Origin of the sequence: Methylobrevis albus (assembly GCF_015904235.1) — a bacterium.
Lineage (GTDB): Bacteria > Pseudomonadota > Alphaproteobacteria > Rhizobiales > Pleomorphomonadaceae > Methylobrevis_A > Methylobrevis_A albus.
Window position 1 is genome coordinate 436,375 of the sequence record NZ_JADZLT010000050.1, and the last position, 13,221, is coordinate 449,595.

Consider the following 13,221-nt stretch of genomic DNA (forward strand, 5'->3'; position numbering starts at 1 on the left):
GGGGTTCACGGGCAGTCGTGCCGTGGGGCTCACCCCTCTCCCTGTCCCTCTCCCACAGGGGGAGAGGGGACGATGGGGGTGGGGGCGAGGGTCGATCGGAGCGGTCGGTTAGTGCGGATAGTCCCCCCCTCCCTGGCCCTCCCCCTCGAGGGGGGAGGGGACGATCATCGACGGGCCGTGCCCCTTGCATCCCCTCCCCCCTCGAGGGGGAGGGACAGGGAGGGGGGGAGCCGGCGGCAGGGTGCGGCGGCGCCGTCGTCATCCCGCGTCACCCGACGATAAAAGCCCCTCCGCCCGCAACCCCTCCGCCAGCGCCGCGAGCATCGCGGTCACGTCCGCCTCGCCGACGTTCAGCGTCAAGGCCACCCGCAAGCGGGCGGAGCCTTCCGGCACCGTCGGCGGGCGGATGGCGCGGAGGTCGAAGCCGGCGGCTTGCATCCGGGCGGCGAGGCGGACGGCGCGGGCGTTGTCGTGCACGATCACGGGCTGGATCGGCGTGCCGCTGGGCGTGACGCCGAGGCGAGAAAACCCCTCGCCGGCGAAGGCGACGAGGCGGGCGAGGCGGGTGATCCGTTCGGGCTCGTCGGCGAGGATGCGCAGCGCGGCGCGCACGGCGGCGGCGACCAGCGGCGAGGGGGCGGTGGCGTAGATGAAGGCGCGGGCGCGGTTGACGAGGTAGTCGCAGAGCACCGGGTCGGCGGTGACGAGGCCGCCGGAGACGCCGAGCGCCTTGCCGCAGGTGTGCAGCACGACGAGGTTCTCGCGCCCCTCGAAGGCGGCGGCGACGCCGCGCCCGCCGGGGCCGAGCACGCCGGTGGCGTGCGCCTCGTCGAGGATCAGGAACCCCTCCGCCCGGTCGGCGAGGGCGAGGAGGCCCGCGACCGGGGCGACGTCGCCGTCCATCGAATAGACGCTCTCGGCGACGAGCCAGACCCGGCCGAGGCCGCCGGCGGCGCGCCAGCGCGCGATCTCCGCCGCGGCGGCGTCGACGTCGTTATGTGCAAAGGCGACGGTCTCCGCCCGCCCCGCGGCCATGCCCTCGTGCGCGCTGGCGTGGACGAGGGCGTCATAGAGGACGAGGTCGCCCTTCTGCGGCAGCGTGGAGACGAGGGCGAGATTGGCGTTGAAGCCGCCGCCGAAGAACAGCGCGCGCTTCGCCCCGAAAAAGGCGGCCGCCTCCGCCTCCAGCGCCTCGTGCTCCGGGTGGTTGCCGCGCAGCAGCCGCGATCCCCCTGCCCCGACCGGCACGCCGCGGGCGAGGGCATCGGCCACCGCCGCGGTGAGACGCGGGTCGGCGGCGAGGCCGAGGTAGTCGTTCGAGGTGAAGTCGAGCCCGGCCGCGGGCCCGAGGCTGCGCAGGCGGTCCTTGCGGGCGAGGCCGGCGAGGGAGCGCTCGAAGCGGGCGAGGGGGCGGTCGGGGGTGGGCATGGGGGATCTCGGCGAAGGCCACGGCGGCGTCGGGGCGGACATCCCTCCCCCTTGTGGGGAGGGTGGCCCCGCCGAAGGCGGGGTCGGGAGGGGTTGCGGCCTCGCCTCGATTCGTGGAGAGGCCGTTACCCCTCCCGGCTCGCTGCGCTCGCCACCCCTGCTACAGAGCCACGTGTCTCCTCCGCCTGCTTCGCAGCCCCACGAGGGGGAGGGATGTGTGCACAGCCGCCTCGCCTCGATTCGCGGAGAGGCCGTTACCCCTCCCGACCCCGCCTTCGGCGGGGCCACCCTCCCCACAAGGGGGAGGGATGCTGCACTGCCGCGGCGCCTCGAGATACCGGCCCCCGCCCTACTCCGCGGCCGCCTCGAGTTCCATCGGCTCGATCCCCAGCCGCCTGAACAGCGCGGTGTCGTGGTCCTCGCCGGGGTTGTCCGCCGTCAGCAGCGTCTCGCCGACGAAGATCGAGTTGGCGCCGGCGAAGAAGCAGAGCGCCTGCATTTCGTCGGTCATGTCGGTGCGGCCGGCCGAGAGGCGGACGTGGGAGTGCGGCATCAGGATGCGGGCGAGGGCGATGGAGCGGACGAACTCGATCGGGTCGAGCTTCGGCCGGTCGGCCATCGGCGAGCCCTCGATCGGGATCAGCATGTTAATCGGCACGCTCTCGGGGTGCGCCGGCAAGTTCGCCAGCGTCACCAGCATGTCGACGCGGTCGGCCTGCGTCTCGCCCATGCCGAGGATGCCGCCGGCGCAGACCTTGATGCCGGCGTCGCGGACGTTCGCCAGCGTGTCGAGGCGGTCGGCGAAGGTGCGGGTGGTGATGATCTCGGAATAGAAGCGCTCCGAGGTGTCGATGTTGTGATTGTAGTAGTCGAGGCCGGCGTCGGAAAGGCGGGCGGCCTGGTGCGGCGACAGCATGCCGAGCGTCATGCAGGTCTCCATGCCGAGCGCCTTGACGCCCTCGACCATGGCGATGACGACGTCCATGTCGCGCTCCTTGGGGCTGCGCCAGGCCGCGCCCATGCAGTAGCGCGTCGCGCCGCCGTCCTTCGCCTTCTTCGCCTCGGCGAGGACGCGCTGCACTTCCATCAGCTTCGAGGCCTTCAGCCCGGTCGGGTTCTTCACCGACTGGCTGCAATAGCCGCAGTCCTCCGGGCAGCCGCCGGTCTTGATCGAGAGCAGCCGGCTCATCTGAACCTTGTTCGGGTCGAAATGGGCGCGGTGCACGGTCTGGGCGCGGAAGATCAGGTCGTTGAAGGGCAGGCTGTAGATCGCCTCGGCCTCGGCGCGGGTCCAGTCGTGGCGCAGCGCGCCATCGGGCCTCGCCGCGGGGCGGACGGGCGAATCCGCCGCGATGCCGATCCCGTCCGGAACCCTGGTTTCGGCCTTGGCCGCAGCGGCTTCGAGCATTGCGTCGTCCCCTGTCCTCGTCGCGACCGCCGTCGCGAAATCGTCGTCATCCCTCTTTATCGCATTGCGGCAGCGATGGGAAAGGCCGCTCCGCGCCGCCTGCGCCAAACGGACGATGCGCCGCGCCGCCGCCGCCGCGATTGACGCCCCCTGCCCTGCCGTGGTCTGTCTTGGCGGATCCTGACGGGCCCGACCCGAGAAGGCCCTCCTCATGTCCCAACCCCTGCCGCCCATTCACCCGGGCGTGGCGCGACGAGAACACCGGACGATGCAGACGAGTGCGCTGTCGCTGCCCAACATCCTGACCTACCTGCGCATCTTCGCGGTGCCCATGGTGGCGGCGTCGTTCTACGTCGAGGGCAACACCGGTCGCTGGCTCGCCGTCGGCCTGTTCGCGGCCGCCAGCATCACCGACTATCTCGACGGCTACCTCGCCCGCGCCTGGCAGCAGCAGTCGGCGCTCGGCCGCATGCTGGACCCGATCGCCGACAAGCTGCTCGTCGCCGTGTCGCTGCTGGTGCTGACCGGCGAGGGCACCATCGGCGGCTGGTCGCTGTGGGCGGCGGTGATCATCCTGATGCGCGAGATCTTCGTCTCGGGCCTGCGCGAATTCCTGATCGAGCTGAAGGTCAGCGTGCCGGTCACCCGCCTCGCCAAGTGGAAGACGACGGCGCAGCTGGTCGCGATCGGCTTCCTGCTCGCCGGCCCCGCCGGCGACGCGCTGATCCCCGGCGTCACCACCGTCGGGCTGGTGCTGCTGTGGACCGCGGCGCTGGTGACGCTCTACACCGGCTACGATTATCTGCGCGCCGCGATCGTACACCTGATCGACGAGTAGGCGGCCCATGACCAAGCTCGTCTATTTTGCCTGGGTGCGCGAGAAGGTCGGCCTCGCCGAGGAAGAGGCGACGCTGCCGCCGGAGGTCGCCACGGTCGGCGACCTGCTGCTCTACCTGCGCGCCCGCGGCGACGGCTTCGCCGAGGCCTTCGCCGAGCCCGAGACGATCCGCGTCGCGCTCGACCGGGTGCACGCGTTTCCCGAGGATCCGCTCGCCGGCGCGCGCGAGATCGCGCTGTTCCCGCCGATGACCGGGGGCTGACGCGATGCGCCGCAGCGTCCGGGTGCAGGCGGAGGATTTCGACACCGCCGCCGAGATCGAGGCGGCCGGCGCCGGACGCACCGACGTCGGCGCCGTGGCGAGTTTCTCCGGCCTCTGCCGCGACGAGGCCGGCACGCTCGCCGCGCTGGAACTCGAGCACTATCCCGGCATGGCCGAGGCCGAGATCGACCGCGTCGTCGACGCGGCGCTCGCGCGCTGGCCGCTGCTCGCCGTCACCGTCATCCACCGCTTCGGCCGGATCCGCCCCGGCGAACGCATCGTCCTCGTCGTCACCGCCTCGGCGCACCGGGCGGCGGCGATCGAGGCGGCGGATTTTCTGATGGATTTCTTGAAGACGCAGGCGCCGTTCTGGAAGAAGGAACACCGGACCGACGGGACGGACGGGGGCTGGGTGGCGGCGAAGGATGCGGACGACGCCCGCGCGGCAAGGTGGAAATAGGGGCTGGGTGAGGGCTCCATCCCTCCCCCTCGTGGGGCTGCGCAGCAGGCGAAGGAGACACGTGGCTCCGAAGCAGGGGTGGCGAGCATAGCGAGCCGGGAGGGGTAACGGCCCCTCCACGAATCGAGGCGAGGCCGTGCCCCCTCCCGACCCGGCTTCGCCGGGCCACCCCTGCTTCGGAGCCACGTGTCTCCTCCGCCTGCTGCGCAGCCCCACAAGGGGAAGGGATGTCTCATCGGCCTGGTATGGGCGGTGCGTCTTCGGCCTCATGTCGCGGACGACCGGTTCAGCCGATGACGCTCACAGTCCGTCATCCCCGCGAAAGCGGGGATCCAACTCTCAGCTATTGCCGACTTGCAGTCGGGACCCGGCGCGTCAGCGACCCAAAGTTCCTCCGCCCCCGCGGATATTTGGATCCCCGCCTTCGCGGGGATGACGGCCAATCAGCAATATCCAGCCGGCTTGCAGTCCAGCGGCGAGGGGGATCCCCGCTTCCGCTGAGAGGCCGTTACCCCCTCCCGACCCGGCTTCGGAGCCACGTGTCTCCTCCGCTCGCCACCATCCCCACAAGGGGCAGGGATGTGTCGCCGCGGCGAACCTCCCCCTACTCCGCCTTCTCGTGGAAAAACTCGTACACCGTCCGCGCCGTCGCCTCGGAGATCCCGGGCACCGACAGCAGGTCCTCGATGCCGGCGCGCTGGATCGCCTTCAGCGTGCCGAAATGGTTGAGCAGCGCCCGTTTCCGCGTCGGGCCGACGCCGGCGATTTCCTCGAGGCCGGCGCGGCCGATGTCCTTCGAACGGCGGGCGCGGTGGGAGCCGATGGCGAAGCGGTGGGCTTCGTCGCGCAGGCGCTGGACGTAGTAGAGCACGGGATCGCGCAGCGGCAGCATGAAGTCGGGCTTGCCGGTGACGAAGAACTTTTCCCTGCCGGCGTCGCGGTCCGGGCCCTTGGCGACGCCGACGAGGGCGACGTCGTCGATGCCGAGTTCGTCGAAGATCGCCTGCGCGGCCGAGAGCTGGCCGGCGCCGCCGTCGATGAGCACGAGGTCGGGCCAGGGGCCGACCGGGTCGGTGGGCAGCGGGCCCTCCTCGCCGGCTACCGTGCCAGCTTCGGGGGCGACGGCCTCGCCGCGCGGGCCGTGCTCCTTGATCAGCCGCGAGAAGCGCCGCGTCAGCACCTCGCGCATCATGCCGAAGTCGTCGCCGGGCGTGATGTCGGCGCCGCGGATGTTGAACTTGCGGTACTGGTTCTTCACAAAGCCCTCCGGCCCCGCGACGATCATGCCGCCGACGGCGTTGCTGCCGGAGATGTGCGAGTTGTCGTAGACCTCGATCCGGCGCGGCGGGGCCTCGAGACCGAAGGCGCGGGCGACGCCGCCGAGCAGGGTCGACTGCGACGAGGTCTCGGCGAGCTTGCGGCCGAGCGCCTCGCGCGCGTTCTGCAGCGCGTGGTCGACGAGGTCCTTCTTCTCGCCGCGCCGCGGCACGGCGATCTCGATGCGGTGGCCGGCGCGCTCGGACAGCGCCGCGGCGAGCAGGTCCATCTCGTCGGGCTCGTGGCTGACGAGGACGAGGCGCGGCGCCGGCTTGTCGTCGTAGAACTGGCCGATGAAGGAGGACAGCACCTCGCCGACCTCCATGCTCTTGTCGGCGCGGGGGAAATAGGCGCGGTTGCCCCAGTTCTGCCCGGTGCGGAAGAAGAACACCTGGATCGAGGTCTGGCCACCGTCCTGATGGCAGGCGAAGACGTCCGCCTCCTCGACGTTCTGCGGATTGATGCCCTGGTGCGACTGGACGTGGCTGAGGGCGGCGAGGCGGTCGCGGTAGACGGCGGCGCGCTCGAACTCCATCGCCTCGGAGGCGGTCTGCATCTCGGCCGCGAGCTCGGAGCGGATCGCGCGGCTCTTGCCCGACAGAAACGCCGTCGCCTCGCTCACCAGTTCGGCGTAGTCGGGGATCGCGATCTCGCGCGTGCAGGGCGCGGAGCAGCGCTTGATCTGGTGAAGCAAGCAGGGGCGCGTGCGCGTCTCGTAGACCGAATCGGTGCAGGTCCGGATCAGGAACGCCTTCTGCATGGCGTTGATGGTGCGCGTCACCGCGCCGGCGCTGGCGAAGGGGCCGAAGTAGCGGCCCTTGCGGCTGCGCGCGCCGCGATGCTTGACCAGCTGCGGCGCCTCGTGGTCGCCGGTGATCAGGATGTAGGGGAACGACTTGTCGTCGCGCAGCAGCACGTTGAAGCGCGGCCGCAGCTGCTTGATGAGGTTCGCCTCGAGCAGCAGCGCCTCGGTTTCCGTCGCCGTGGTGACGAACTCCATCGCGGCGGTCGCCTGGATCATGCGGATGATCCGGTTCGACTGGCCGGCGATGCGGGCATAGCTGGAAACGCGCTTCTTCAGGCTGCGCGCCTTGCCGACGTAGAGCACGTCGCCGCTGCCCGACAGCATGCGGTAGACGCCGGGGCCGTTCGGCAGCAGCTTCACCATGTCGGCGATCACCGCCGTGCCGAAGCGCAGCGCCTCGCGCGCGGCGGGCGTCTCGGTTTCGGCCTCGTCGGGCTCGGCCGCAGCCGAGTCGGCCGGGTCGGCCGCCAGCTCGTCGTCTGGCGCGTCGTCTGGCGCGGCCGGGGCGATGTCGTCGTCGTCCTGCATGGAACCGGTCTGCGGCGCCGTGCCCTGCCCCAATCGTCGGGACCGGACAGCCCGGCGCGTCCTCTCTACTCGTTGATGCCTACGACGTCGGGCGTCTGCCAGGCAAGGTGCTGCCCGCCGTCGAGGGCCAGCATCTGGCCCGTGACCGACGGCGTTTCAAGCAGGAAGCCGATCGCGCCGGTGATTTCCGACAGCGCCGGACCGCGCCCGAGCAGCACGGCGGAGGATTGGCGGGCGAAGTCGTCGTCGCTCTGGCGCACGTTGGGCAGCGTCGGCCCGGGGCCGATGCCGTTGACCCGGACCCAGGGCGCCAGCGCCTGGGCGAGCGTCCTGGTCGCATCAAAGAGCGCCGACTTCGACAGCGTATAGGAAAAGAACTGCGGCGTCGGCTTCAGCACGCGCTGGTCGATCAGGTTGACGACGAGACCGGTGCGGTCCGCCGGCAGGCGGCCGGCGAGGTCGCGGGCGAGGAAGCAGGGCGCGGCGAGGTTGACCGTCATCTGGCGCAGGAACAGCGCAGGCTGCAGCGTCTCGGGCGTATCGCCGACGAACATCGAGGCGTTGTTGACCAGCATGGTGACCGGCCCGAGCGCCGCCGCAGCCTCCGGGACGATGCGCGCCACCGCGGCGAGATCGCCGAGGTCGGCGCGCACGACGACGGCGCGCGCGCCGGTGCCGCGGATGAGGTCGGCGACCGCCTCCGCCTCGTCGGTCGATTCGTTGCAGTGCACGGCGACGTCGAAGCCGCGCCCCGCGAGGTCGAGGGCGATCGCCCGGCCGATGCGCCGTGCCCCGCCCGTCACCACCGCCGTGCCACGATGTTCACGCCCGACGCCGCCCCTGCCGCCGTCCGCCGCCATCTGCCATCTCTCCCCAGCCGAACCCCGTTTCGGACCCGGCCGGCAGATAGGGCGACCACGGCGGCGGGGAAGTGGAGAGATACGATCTCTGCCCCGGAACGCGCGTTCCGACCCAGCCTCGTACAGGCGATTCATCATTCCTTAAAAGAGGTTACCGCGGTCGTTCAAACACCGCCGAATTGCCTAAAATTAGACTCAATCGCGCAGGCGCGGCGCCACATTGCACCGCCACAAAGGAGACCGGAGCGGAGGCGCCTCGCCCCCCCATCAAGGCGCCCTCCATTCGAAAAAGTTCAAGCGCCCGCCATCGCGAGCGCCCAAGGCGTACCCCGCCGCGGCGGGGGTTTGGTAACGAGGAGTTGCGTATGTTCCGTCAGGTCTCCACCCTCGCTGGTGCTGCTGCACTGGCGCTTGCTTCCACCGCCGCATTCGCCGCCGACGTGCTGGAGCCGATTCCGGCCGCGCCGATGGCCGGCAACTATGACGCGCCGTCGGACGTCTACGACTGGAACGGCGCCTACGTCGGCGGCCAGGTCGGCTACACGTTCGGCGACGGCACGTCGCGCGACAACCTCGGCGGCAAGAAGTTCATCGAGAACGACGGCTTCACCGGCGGCGTCTACGGCGGCTACAACGCCATGGTCACCCCGAACGTCGTGGTCGGCGGCGAAGTCGAGGTCTCGACCACCGAGGACTCGAAGTACACGATCAACGGCGTCCCGACGACCGTGCAGCAGAACGTCGGCGGCACCGTCAGCGGCCGCGTCGGCTACGCCTTCGACAACTACATGGTCTACGGCAAGGCCGGCGTGACCGTGGTCGACGCCGATGCCAAGTTCAACGGCGGCAAGGACAGCAACACCCACGTCGGTGGCGTGATCGGTGCCGGCGTCGAGGCGGCGCTGACCGAGAACATCACGGCGCGCGCCGAGTACAACTACACCGACACCAACGCGAAGACCTACGTCAGCGGCGCCCAGAGCCAGAAGCTGGACCTCGACGGCCACGCCGTGAAGGTCGGTGTCGGCTACAAGTTCTGATCCGTCCCTGATCCTCCCGCCGCGTCACCGCGAGCGCGGCCCCTCGAGCGGCCCGGCGTCCTCCCGCCGGGCCGCTTTTTCTTTGTCCGGCCGCCCCCGGACGCGGGCATGGCGGCCCTCGCCACTCGCCCGCCGCGCCGGCTGTGCTAGGCTCGCCGCATCTTCGGTGAGACAGGGAGGTTTCCATGACCGCGCACGGCACGATCACCTGGAACGAACTCAACAGCTGGGATCCGGACGGCGCGATGCGCTTCTACGGCGAGGCGCTCGGCTGGACCTTCGAGGCGATGCCGATGCCCGGCGGCACCTACTGGCTGATCTTCAGCGACGGCAACCGCGTCGGCGGCCTCTTCCCCCTGACCGAGCCGGACTTCGAGGGCGTGCCGTCCCACTGGCTGACCTACATCGAGGCCGACAACGTCGACGCCCGCGTCGACCGCGCCCTCGCCGCCGGCGGCTCGCTGATGCGCCCGCCCTTCGACGTCCCCGGCGTCGGCCGCATCGCCATCGTCTGCGCGCCGGGCGGCGAGGTGATGGGGTGGATGCAGTCGGTGGCGGAGTAGGGGGAGCGGGCGTCCGGCCACGCGTGCCGCAGTTGCGGCAGGGCGAGCGTGTACTGACCGCCTGCGCCGCAGCAGAGGCTCCGCCTCGCCCGCGGCGACCGGGGGGCATTCACCATGCCGATCAGGTCCCGACCAAAATCCCCTCGATCGTCATTGCCGGGCTTGACCCGGCAACTCCCTCGCCTTGCCTTGCGCGGTGGCGGTGGCTCCGCCTCGCTCGCGGCGACCGAGGTCATCGACGATGCCGATCAGGTCCCGACCAAAATCCCCTCGATCGTCATTGCCGGGCTTGACCCGGCAACCCACTCGCCTTGCCTTGCGCGATAGAGTACCCGCTGAAGTTATTTACTTTTTCGACCTGCGGCGTCGGGTGCGGCGCGGCGAGTGGGTCGCCGGGTCGAGCCCGGCGATGACGATGGAGAGGCAGAGGGCCGTGGAGGGGCCGGCGCGGGCGGAGCGGGCCGGCGCGGGCGGATGGGCCAGCGCGGGCGGAGGGGGCCGGCGCGGGCGGAGGGGGCCGGCGCGGGCGGAGCGGGCCGGCGCGGGCGGATGGGCCCGGTGCACCCGGCCTCGTCCTTCGAGACGGCCCTGCGGGCCTCCTCAGGATGAGGCCTTTGAGGAATTGTCGATCGATTGCAGATCGTTGTCCTTTGCCCTCATCCTGAGGAAGGCGCGCAGCGCCTGTCTCGAAGGGCGAGGGAAAAGCCGGGGCGGCGGCGGGACCTCGATCGGCAAGCGCGATGGGCCGAAGGCCTCGGTCACGATGTCCGCCCCCTGAGTATCTCGCCTTTGCCCTCCCCCTCAGATCCGGTGCGCCGCCAGCGTCTCGTAGGCCGGGCGGGCGGCGTCGGCGATCCTGCGGAGGTGGTCGGGGAGGTCCGCGGCGGGGAGGCCGGCGCGCGGCGGGCCGAAGCCGGTGGAGGCCTCGACGGCGTGGTACCAGTGCGGCGCCCAGACGCCGTCGCTGTCGCGCCGGCCGGGCGCCCAGGCAAGCATCGCCGGATCGAACGGAATGCCGAGCGCGGTGCAGAGCCGCTGCAGCGTGCCGGCGGGATCGGCGAGCACGTCGTTGCCCTCGACGACGGGCGGCGCCTTGCCGGTGGCGTCGGCGACGCGGGCGAAGATCTCGGCCTGCTGCACGAAGCCGATATCGGCGAGTTCGACGCTCTCGCGCTTCACCACATAGGAGGCGAGCACGTCTTCCGGACGGCGGAGCAGGAAGGCGTTCGCGACCTGGCCGATCCAGGCGAGGTCGAAGCCCGGCAGCATGTGGTGCGTCATGTGCTTCTGGTAGAACACCGACTTTCCGGCCGGCAGGCTCGCGAACAGGCCGGCGGCGGCCTCCGCCGGGTCGTTGGGCTGGCTCGCCAGCACCTCGTCGCGCATCGGATGCGCGAGGCCCGTCGCGGCGAGGTAGGCCGCGTAGAACGGCTCGTCGACGACGACGCAGTCGCCGCGCGAGCCGAACGAGCGCATCATCGCGGTGGAGATGTTGCGCGGGCCGGACCACATGGCGATACGGACGGGCTCAGGCTGCTGGGCGGTCAAGTCGCTCTCCCCGGATGCTGGCGGACGGCGGCATGAGCACCGAGCCGACCGGCGCCGTCAAGGGGCGCAACGCCGTCCGGAGCGGCGGCCCGGCCGGCCCACCGAATGTCGCGGTCGTCAGAACAGGCTGCCCTGCGCCGGGGGCGGCGGCGGGGCGCCGGGGGCGTCATCCGCCGCGGTGAGCGGCTCGGAGATCGGTTCGATCAGGCCGGCGTCGTCGTCGCGCACGCCGTTGACCCGCATCGAGACCGGCACCGCCTCGAGCAGGTCGTCCGGCGCCGGGCCGAGCAGGTCGGCGATGTCCTTCGGCTGGTTCGCCACCGTGTCGAGCCAGTCGCCGAATCGCTCCGGCGGGATGATCACCGGCATGCGGTCGTGGATGCGCGCCATCAGCGCGTTGGCCGAGGTGGTGAGGATCGCCGCGGTGTCGATCTCGCTGCCGTTCGGGTCGAGATAGGTCTCGTAGAGCGCCCCGAGAGCGAAGGGCGCGCCGTCGCGGCGGCGGAACAGGAACGGCCGCTTTTCCTTGCCGACGCGCAGCCATTCATAAAAACCGCTCGCCGGCACGAGGCCGCGCCGGTGGCGCATCGCGGCGCGGAAGGTCGCCTTGTCGGCGGCGGTTTCGGCGCGGGCGTTGATCAGCAGCGGCTGGGCGCCCGGATCCTTGGTCCAGGACGGAATGAAGCTCCAGCGCACCAGCAGGAAGCGGCGGCGCTCGCCGTCGCGGTGGACGATGCCGAGCGGCTGCGTCGGGGCGATGTTGTAGCGCGGCGGCAGGTTCGGCTGGTCCTCGTAGCCGAACAGCGCCCGGATCTCCGCCGGGGGGTGAGCGAGCAGCAACCGGCCGCACATGACGCGTTCTCCGTATTCCTACCGACGCCAGAAGCGCGGAAAACCCACTCCGACGGGCCTCAAGGTCCGCGATCGTAAGCACTTTGGCAACCTCGTCGGCCCTAATCTGGACAAAGGGCGGCCCGAGGCGGGACCGGCCGAACGACTGCGCGCGGCCGGCACCACCGGCCGAGGCGACTGCGGGCAGATCCGGCACGGGGGGTGCCGGCGCCGACGCGGGATCGGCCGCTTGGGGAGTGGGCTGCGAGTGATGCTGTCGGCGGAGATCGAGGCAGTCGCCAACCCGGCCGCGGACTTCACGTCCGACCGGCTGTCCGCGGCGAACATTCACCCGGAAACCCGACTCGCCACCGACTACCTCAACCATTTCAACGAAGTCGTCATGCTGATCGACATGCTGCCGATGATGCCGGACTGCGCGGCGGACATCGCGAGCTGGCGGCCGCGCAGCTACGTCGAGCATTTCGCCGCTTCCTGGTTCAAGGAGCGCGACCTCGCCATCGCCGCCTATTCCACCGTCGATCCGGCGCGGCGCCACGCCTTCGAGGCGACGGTGGCGGCGATCGACGCGGCGATCGCGGCGGTGCAGACGATTCTCGCCTTCGTGCCGGAAGCCGACGAACAGACCTTCGCGACGATCGCGGCGATCGCCGATCACGAGGTGAAGCCGCTGCTCGAGCATGCGAGCGGGCTGATCAACGGCGGGCCGGTGCGCGCGCCCGAGCGCAGCGACGCCAACCACGCCCAGTCGGCCGTCGACGCGCTGTTCGGCTGATGGCCGCGCCATCGCCCGCGGTGCCGGCCGTCCTGCCCCGGCTCGGCGTCAGCGCCGGCGTGTGGCGGGACGGGCGGATCCTGCTGGTCCGGCGCGGCAAGGCGCCGTGGCAGGGGGCATGGAGCCTGCCGGGCGGCCATCTCGAACCCGGCGAGAGCCTGCACGACGCCGTGCGCCGCGAAGTGGCGGAGGAGACAGGGCTCCCCGTCCTTCCCGTCGGCGCGCCGTTCGTCAACGAACTCATCCGCCGCGGCACGGGCGGCACCTTGCTCTCCCACCATGTGCTGCTGGTGTATGCCGCGGTGCCGTCCGACGACACGGTCGCGGTTGCCGGCGACGACGCGGCCGCGGTGGGCTGGTTCGCGCCCGCGGACATCGCCGCCTTGGAAACGACACCCGAGCTTGGAATTTTTGTCGCGAAGACCCGGGCGCGCCTCGAGACGAGTATGGCGGCGGGCGGCGGAGCGCTGGACGGCGAATGACGGCGAAGCGGCGGGACAACGTGAGACCGGAAGGGCCATGGCGCGGGACGCGCCG

The 13,221-nt window shown here is 71.2% G+C and carries 13 protein-coding genes; 7 read left to right on the forward strand and 6 right to left on the reverse strand.

Annotated elements, in window-relative coordinates; translation table 11 throughout:
* Window positions 1-258: 258 nt before the first annotated feature.
* Both I5731_RS11750 and bioB read right to left on the reverse strand, forming a co-directional pair.
* The gene (locus I5731_RS11750; RefSeq protein WP_197311565.1) at window positions 259-1,428 is read right to left on the reverse strand and encodes an 8-amino-7-oxononanoate synthase; all 1,170 of its coding nucleotides are present in this window, start codon (window positions 1,426-1,428) and stop codon (window positions 259-261) included.
* Between the two features lie 349 nt (window positions 1,429-1,777).
* Window positions 1,778-2,836, reverse strand: coding sequence for a biotin synthase BioB (gene bioB / locus I5731_RS11755; protein ID WP_197311566.1), 1,059 nt, complete (start codon window positions 2,834-2,836; stop codon window positions 1,778-1,780).
* 268 nt (window positions 2,837-3,104) lie between these two features.
* Here bioB and pgsA point away from each other — a divergent pair, with 268 nt between their 5' ends.
* From pgsA to I5731_RS11770, 3 genes are read left to right on the forward strand one after another with little or no spacing between them, the layout of a single operon-like run.
* Window positions 3,105-3,674 carry a CDP-diacylglycerol--glycerol-3-phosphate 3-phosphatidyltransferase gene (pgsA, locus tag I5731_RS11760; RefSeq protein WP_197311567.1) on the forward strand — a complete coding sequence of 190 codons (570 nt, stop codon included), beginning with the start codon at window positions 3,105-3,107 and terminating at the stop codon, window positions 3,672-3,674.
* A gap of 7 nt (window positions 3,675-3,681) precedes the next feature.
* Window positions 3,682-3,936, forward strand: coding sequence for a molybdopterin converting factor subunit 1 (moaD, locus tag I5731_RS11765; protein ID WP_197311568.1), 255 nt, complete (start codon window positions 3,682-3,684; stop codon window positions 3,934-3,936).
* Between the two features lie 4 nt (window positions 3,937-3,940).
* The gene (locus I5731_RS11770; protein WP_197311569.1) at window positions 3,941-4,396 is read left to right on the forward strand and encodes a molybdenum cofactor biosynthesis protein MoaE; all 456 of its coding nucleotides are present in this window, start codon (window positions 3,941-3,943) and stop codon (window positions 4,394-4,396) included.
* Window positions 4,397-5,000: 604 nt separating this feature from the next.
* Here I5731_RS11770 and uvrC read toward each other — a convergent pair.
* Together uvrC and I5731_RS11780 are read right to left on the reverse strand one after the other, a co-directional pair.
* Window positions 5,001-7,046, reverse strand: coding sequence for an excinuclease ABC subunit UvrC (uvrC, locus tag I5731_RS11775; protein ID WP_197311570.1), 2,046 nt, complete (start codon window positions 7,044-7,046; stop codon window positions 5,001-5,003).
* A 65-nt stretch (window positions 7,047-7,111) separates the two neighbouring features.
* Window positions 7,112-7,906, reverse strand: a complete 795-nt coding sequence (locus I5731_RS11780; protein WP_197311571.1) for an SDR family oxidoreductase — start codon at window positions 7,904-7,906, stop codon at window positions 7,112-7,114.
* 365 nt (window positions 7,907-8,271) lie between these two features.
* Between I5731_RS11780 and I5731_RS11785 the strand changes: the two genes are divergently transcribed.
* Both I5731_RS11785 and I5731_RS11790 read left to right on the forward strand, forming a co-directional pair.
* Window positions 8,272-8,946 carry an outer membrane protein gene (locus I5731_RS11785; RefSeq protein ID WP_197311572.1) on the forward strand — a complete coding sequence of 225 codons (675 nt, stop codon included), beginning with the start codon at window positions 8,272-8,274 and terminating at the stop codon, window positions 8,944-8,946.
* Between the two features lie 185 nt (window positions 8,947-9,131).
* Complete coding sequence (locus tag I5731_RS11790) at window positions 9,132-9,509, forward strand: VOC family protein (protein WP_197311573.1); 378 nt, start codon at window positions 9,132-9,134, stop codon at window positions 9,507-9,509.
* Between the two features lie 801 nt (window positions 9,510-10,310).
* Here I5731_RS11790 and I5731_RS11795 read toward each other — a convergent pair.
* Together I5731_RS11795 and I5731_RS11800 are read right to left on the reverse strand one after the other, a co-directional pair.
* The gene (locus I5731_RS11795) at window positions 10,311-11,057 is read right to left on the reverse strand and encodes a sulfotransferase-like domain-containing protein (RefSeq protein WP_197311574.1); all 747 of its coding nucleotides are present in this window, start codon (window positions 11,055-11,057) and stop codon (window positions 10,311-10,313) included.
* Between the two features lie 117 nt (window positions 11,058-11,174).
* On the reverse strand, window positions 11,175-11,909 hold the full coding sequence (locus tag I5731_RS11800) for an SOS response-associated peptidase (protein ID WP_197311575.1): 735 nt from the start codon (window positions 11,907-11,909) through the stop codon (window positions 11,175-11,177).
* Between the two features lie 247 nt (window positions 11,910-12,156).
* Between I5731_RS11800 and I5731_RS11805 the strand changes: the two genes are divergently transcribed.
* On the forward strand, window positions 12,157-12,684 hold the full coding sequence (locus I5731_RS11805; protein ID WP_197311576.1) for a hypothetical protein: 528 nt from the start codon (window positions 12,157-12,159) through the stop codon (window positions 12,682-12,684).
* Window positions 12,684-13,166 carry an NUDIX hydrolase gene (locus tag I5731_RS11810; RefSeq protein ID WP_197311577.1) on the forward strand — a complete coding sequence of 161 codons (483 nt, stop codon included), beginning with the start codon at window positions 12,684-12,686 and terminating at the stop codon, window positions 13,164-13,166. Before I5731_RS11805 ends, I5731_RS11810 begins: the two co-directional genes overlap by 1 nt.
* Window positions 13,167-13,221: the final 55 nt, after the last annotated feature.

What these genes read in the sequence shown, in the direction of transcription:
- I5731_RS11750 (WP_197311565.1), bottom strand. Translation starts at nt 1,428, where the DNA reads ATGCCCACCCCCGACCGCCCCCTCGCCCGCTTCGAGCGCTCCCTCGCC.
- bioB (WP_197311566.1), bottom strand. Translation starts at nt 2,836, where the DNA reads ATGCTCGAAGCCGCTGCGGCCAAGGCCGAAACCAGGGTTCCGGACGGG.
- pgsA (WP_197311567.1), top strand. Translation starts at nt 3,105, where the DNA reads ATGCAGACGAGTGCGCTGTCGCTGCCCAACATCCTGACCTACCTGCGC.
- moaD (WP_197311568.1), top strand. Translation starts at nt 3,682, where the DNA reads ATGACCAAGCTCGTCTATTTTGCCTGGGTGCGCGAGAAGGTCGGCCTC.
- I5731_RS11770 (WP_197311569.1), top strand. Translation starts at nt 3,941, where the DNA reads ATGCGCCGCAGCGTCCGGGTGCAGGCGGAGGATTTCGACACCGCCGCC.
- uvrC (WP_197311570.1), bottom strand. Translation starts at nt 7,046, where the DNA reads ATGCAGGACGACGACGACATCGCCCCGGCCGCGCCAGACGACGCGCCA.
- I5731_RS11780 (WP_197311571.1), bottom strand. Translation starts at nt 7,906, where the DNA reads ATGGCGGCGGACGGCGGCAGGGGCGGCGTCGGGCGTGAACATCGTGGC.
- I5731_RS11785 (WP_197311572.1), top strand. Translation starts at nt 8,272, where the DNA reads ATGTTCCGTCAGGTCTCCACCCTCGCTGGTGCTGCTGCACTGGCGCTT.
- I5731_RS11790 (WP_197311573.1), top strand. Translation starts at nt 9,132, where the DNA reads ATGACCGCGCACGGCACGATCACCTGGAACGAACTCAACAGCTGGGAT.
- I5731_RS11800 (WP_197311575.1), bottom strand. Translation starts at nt 11,909, where the DNA reads ATGTGCGGCCGGTTGCTGCTCGCTCACCCCCCGGCGGAGATCCGGGCG.
- I5731_RS11810 (WP_197311577.1), top strand. Translation starts at nt 12,684, where the DNA reads ATGGCCGCGCCATCGCCCGCGGTGCCGGCCGTCCTGCCCCGGCTCGGC.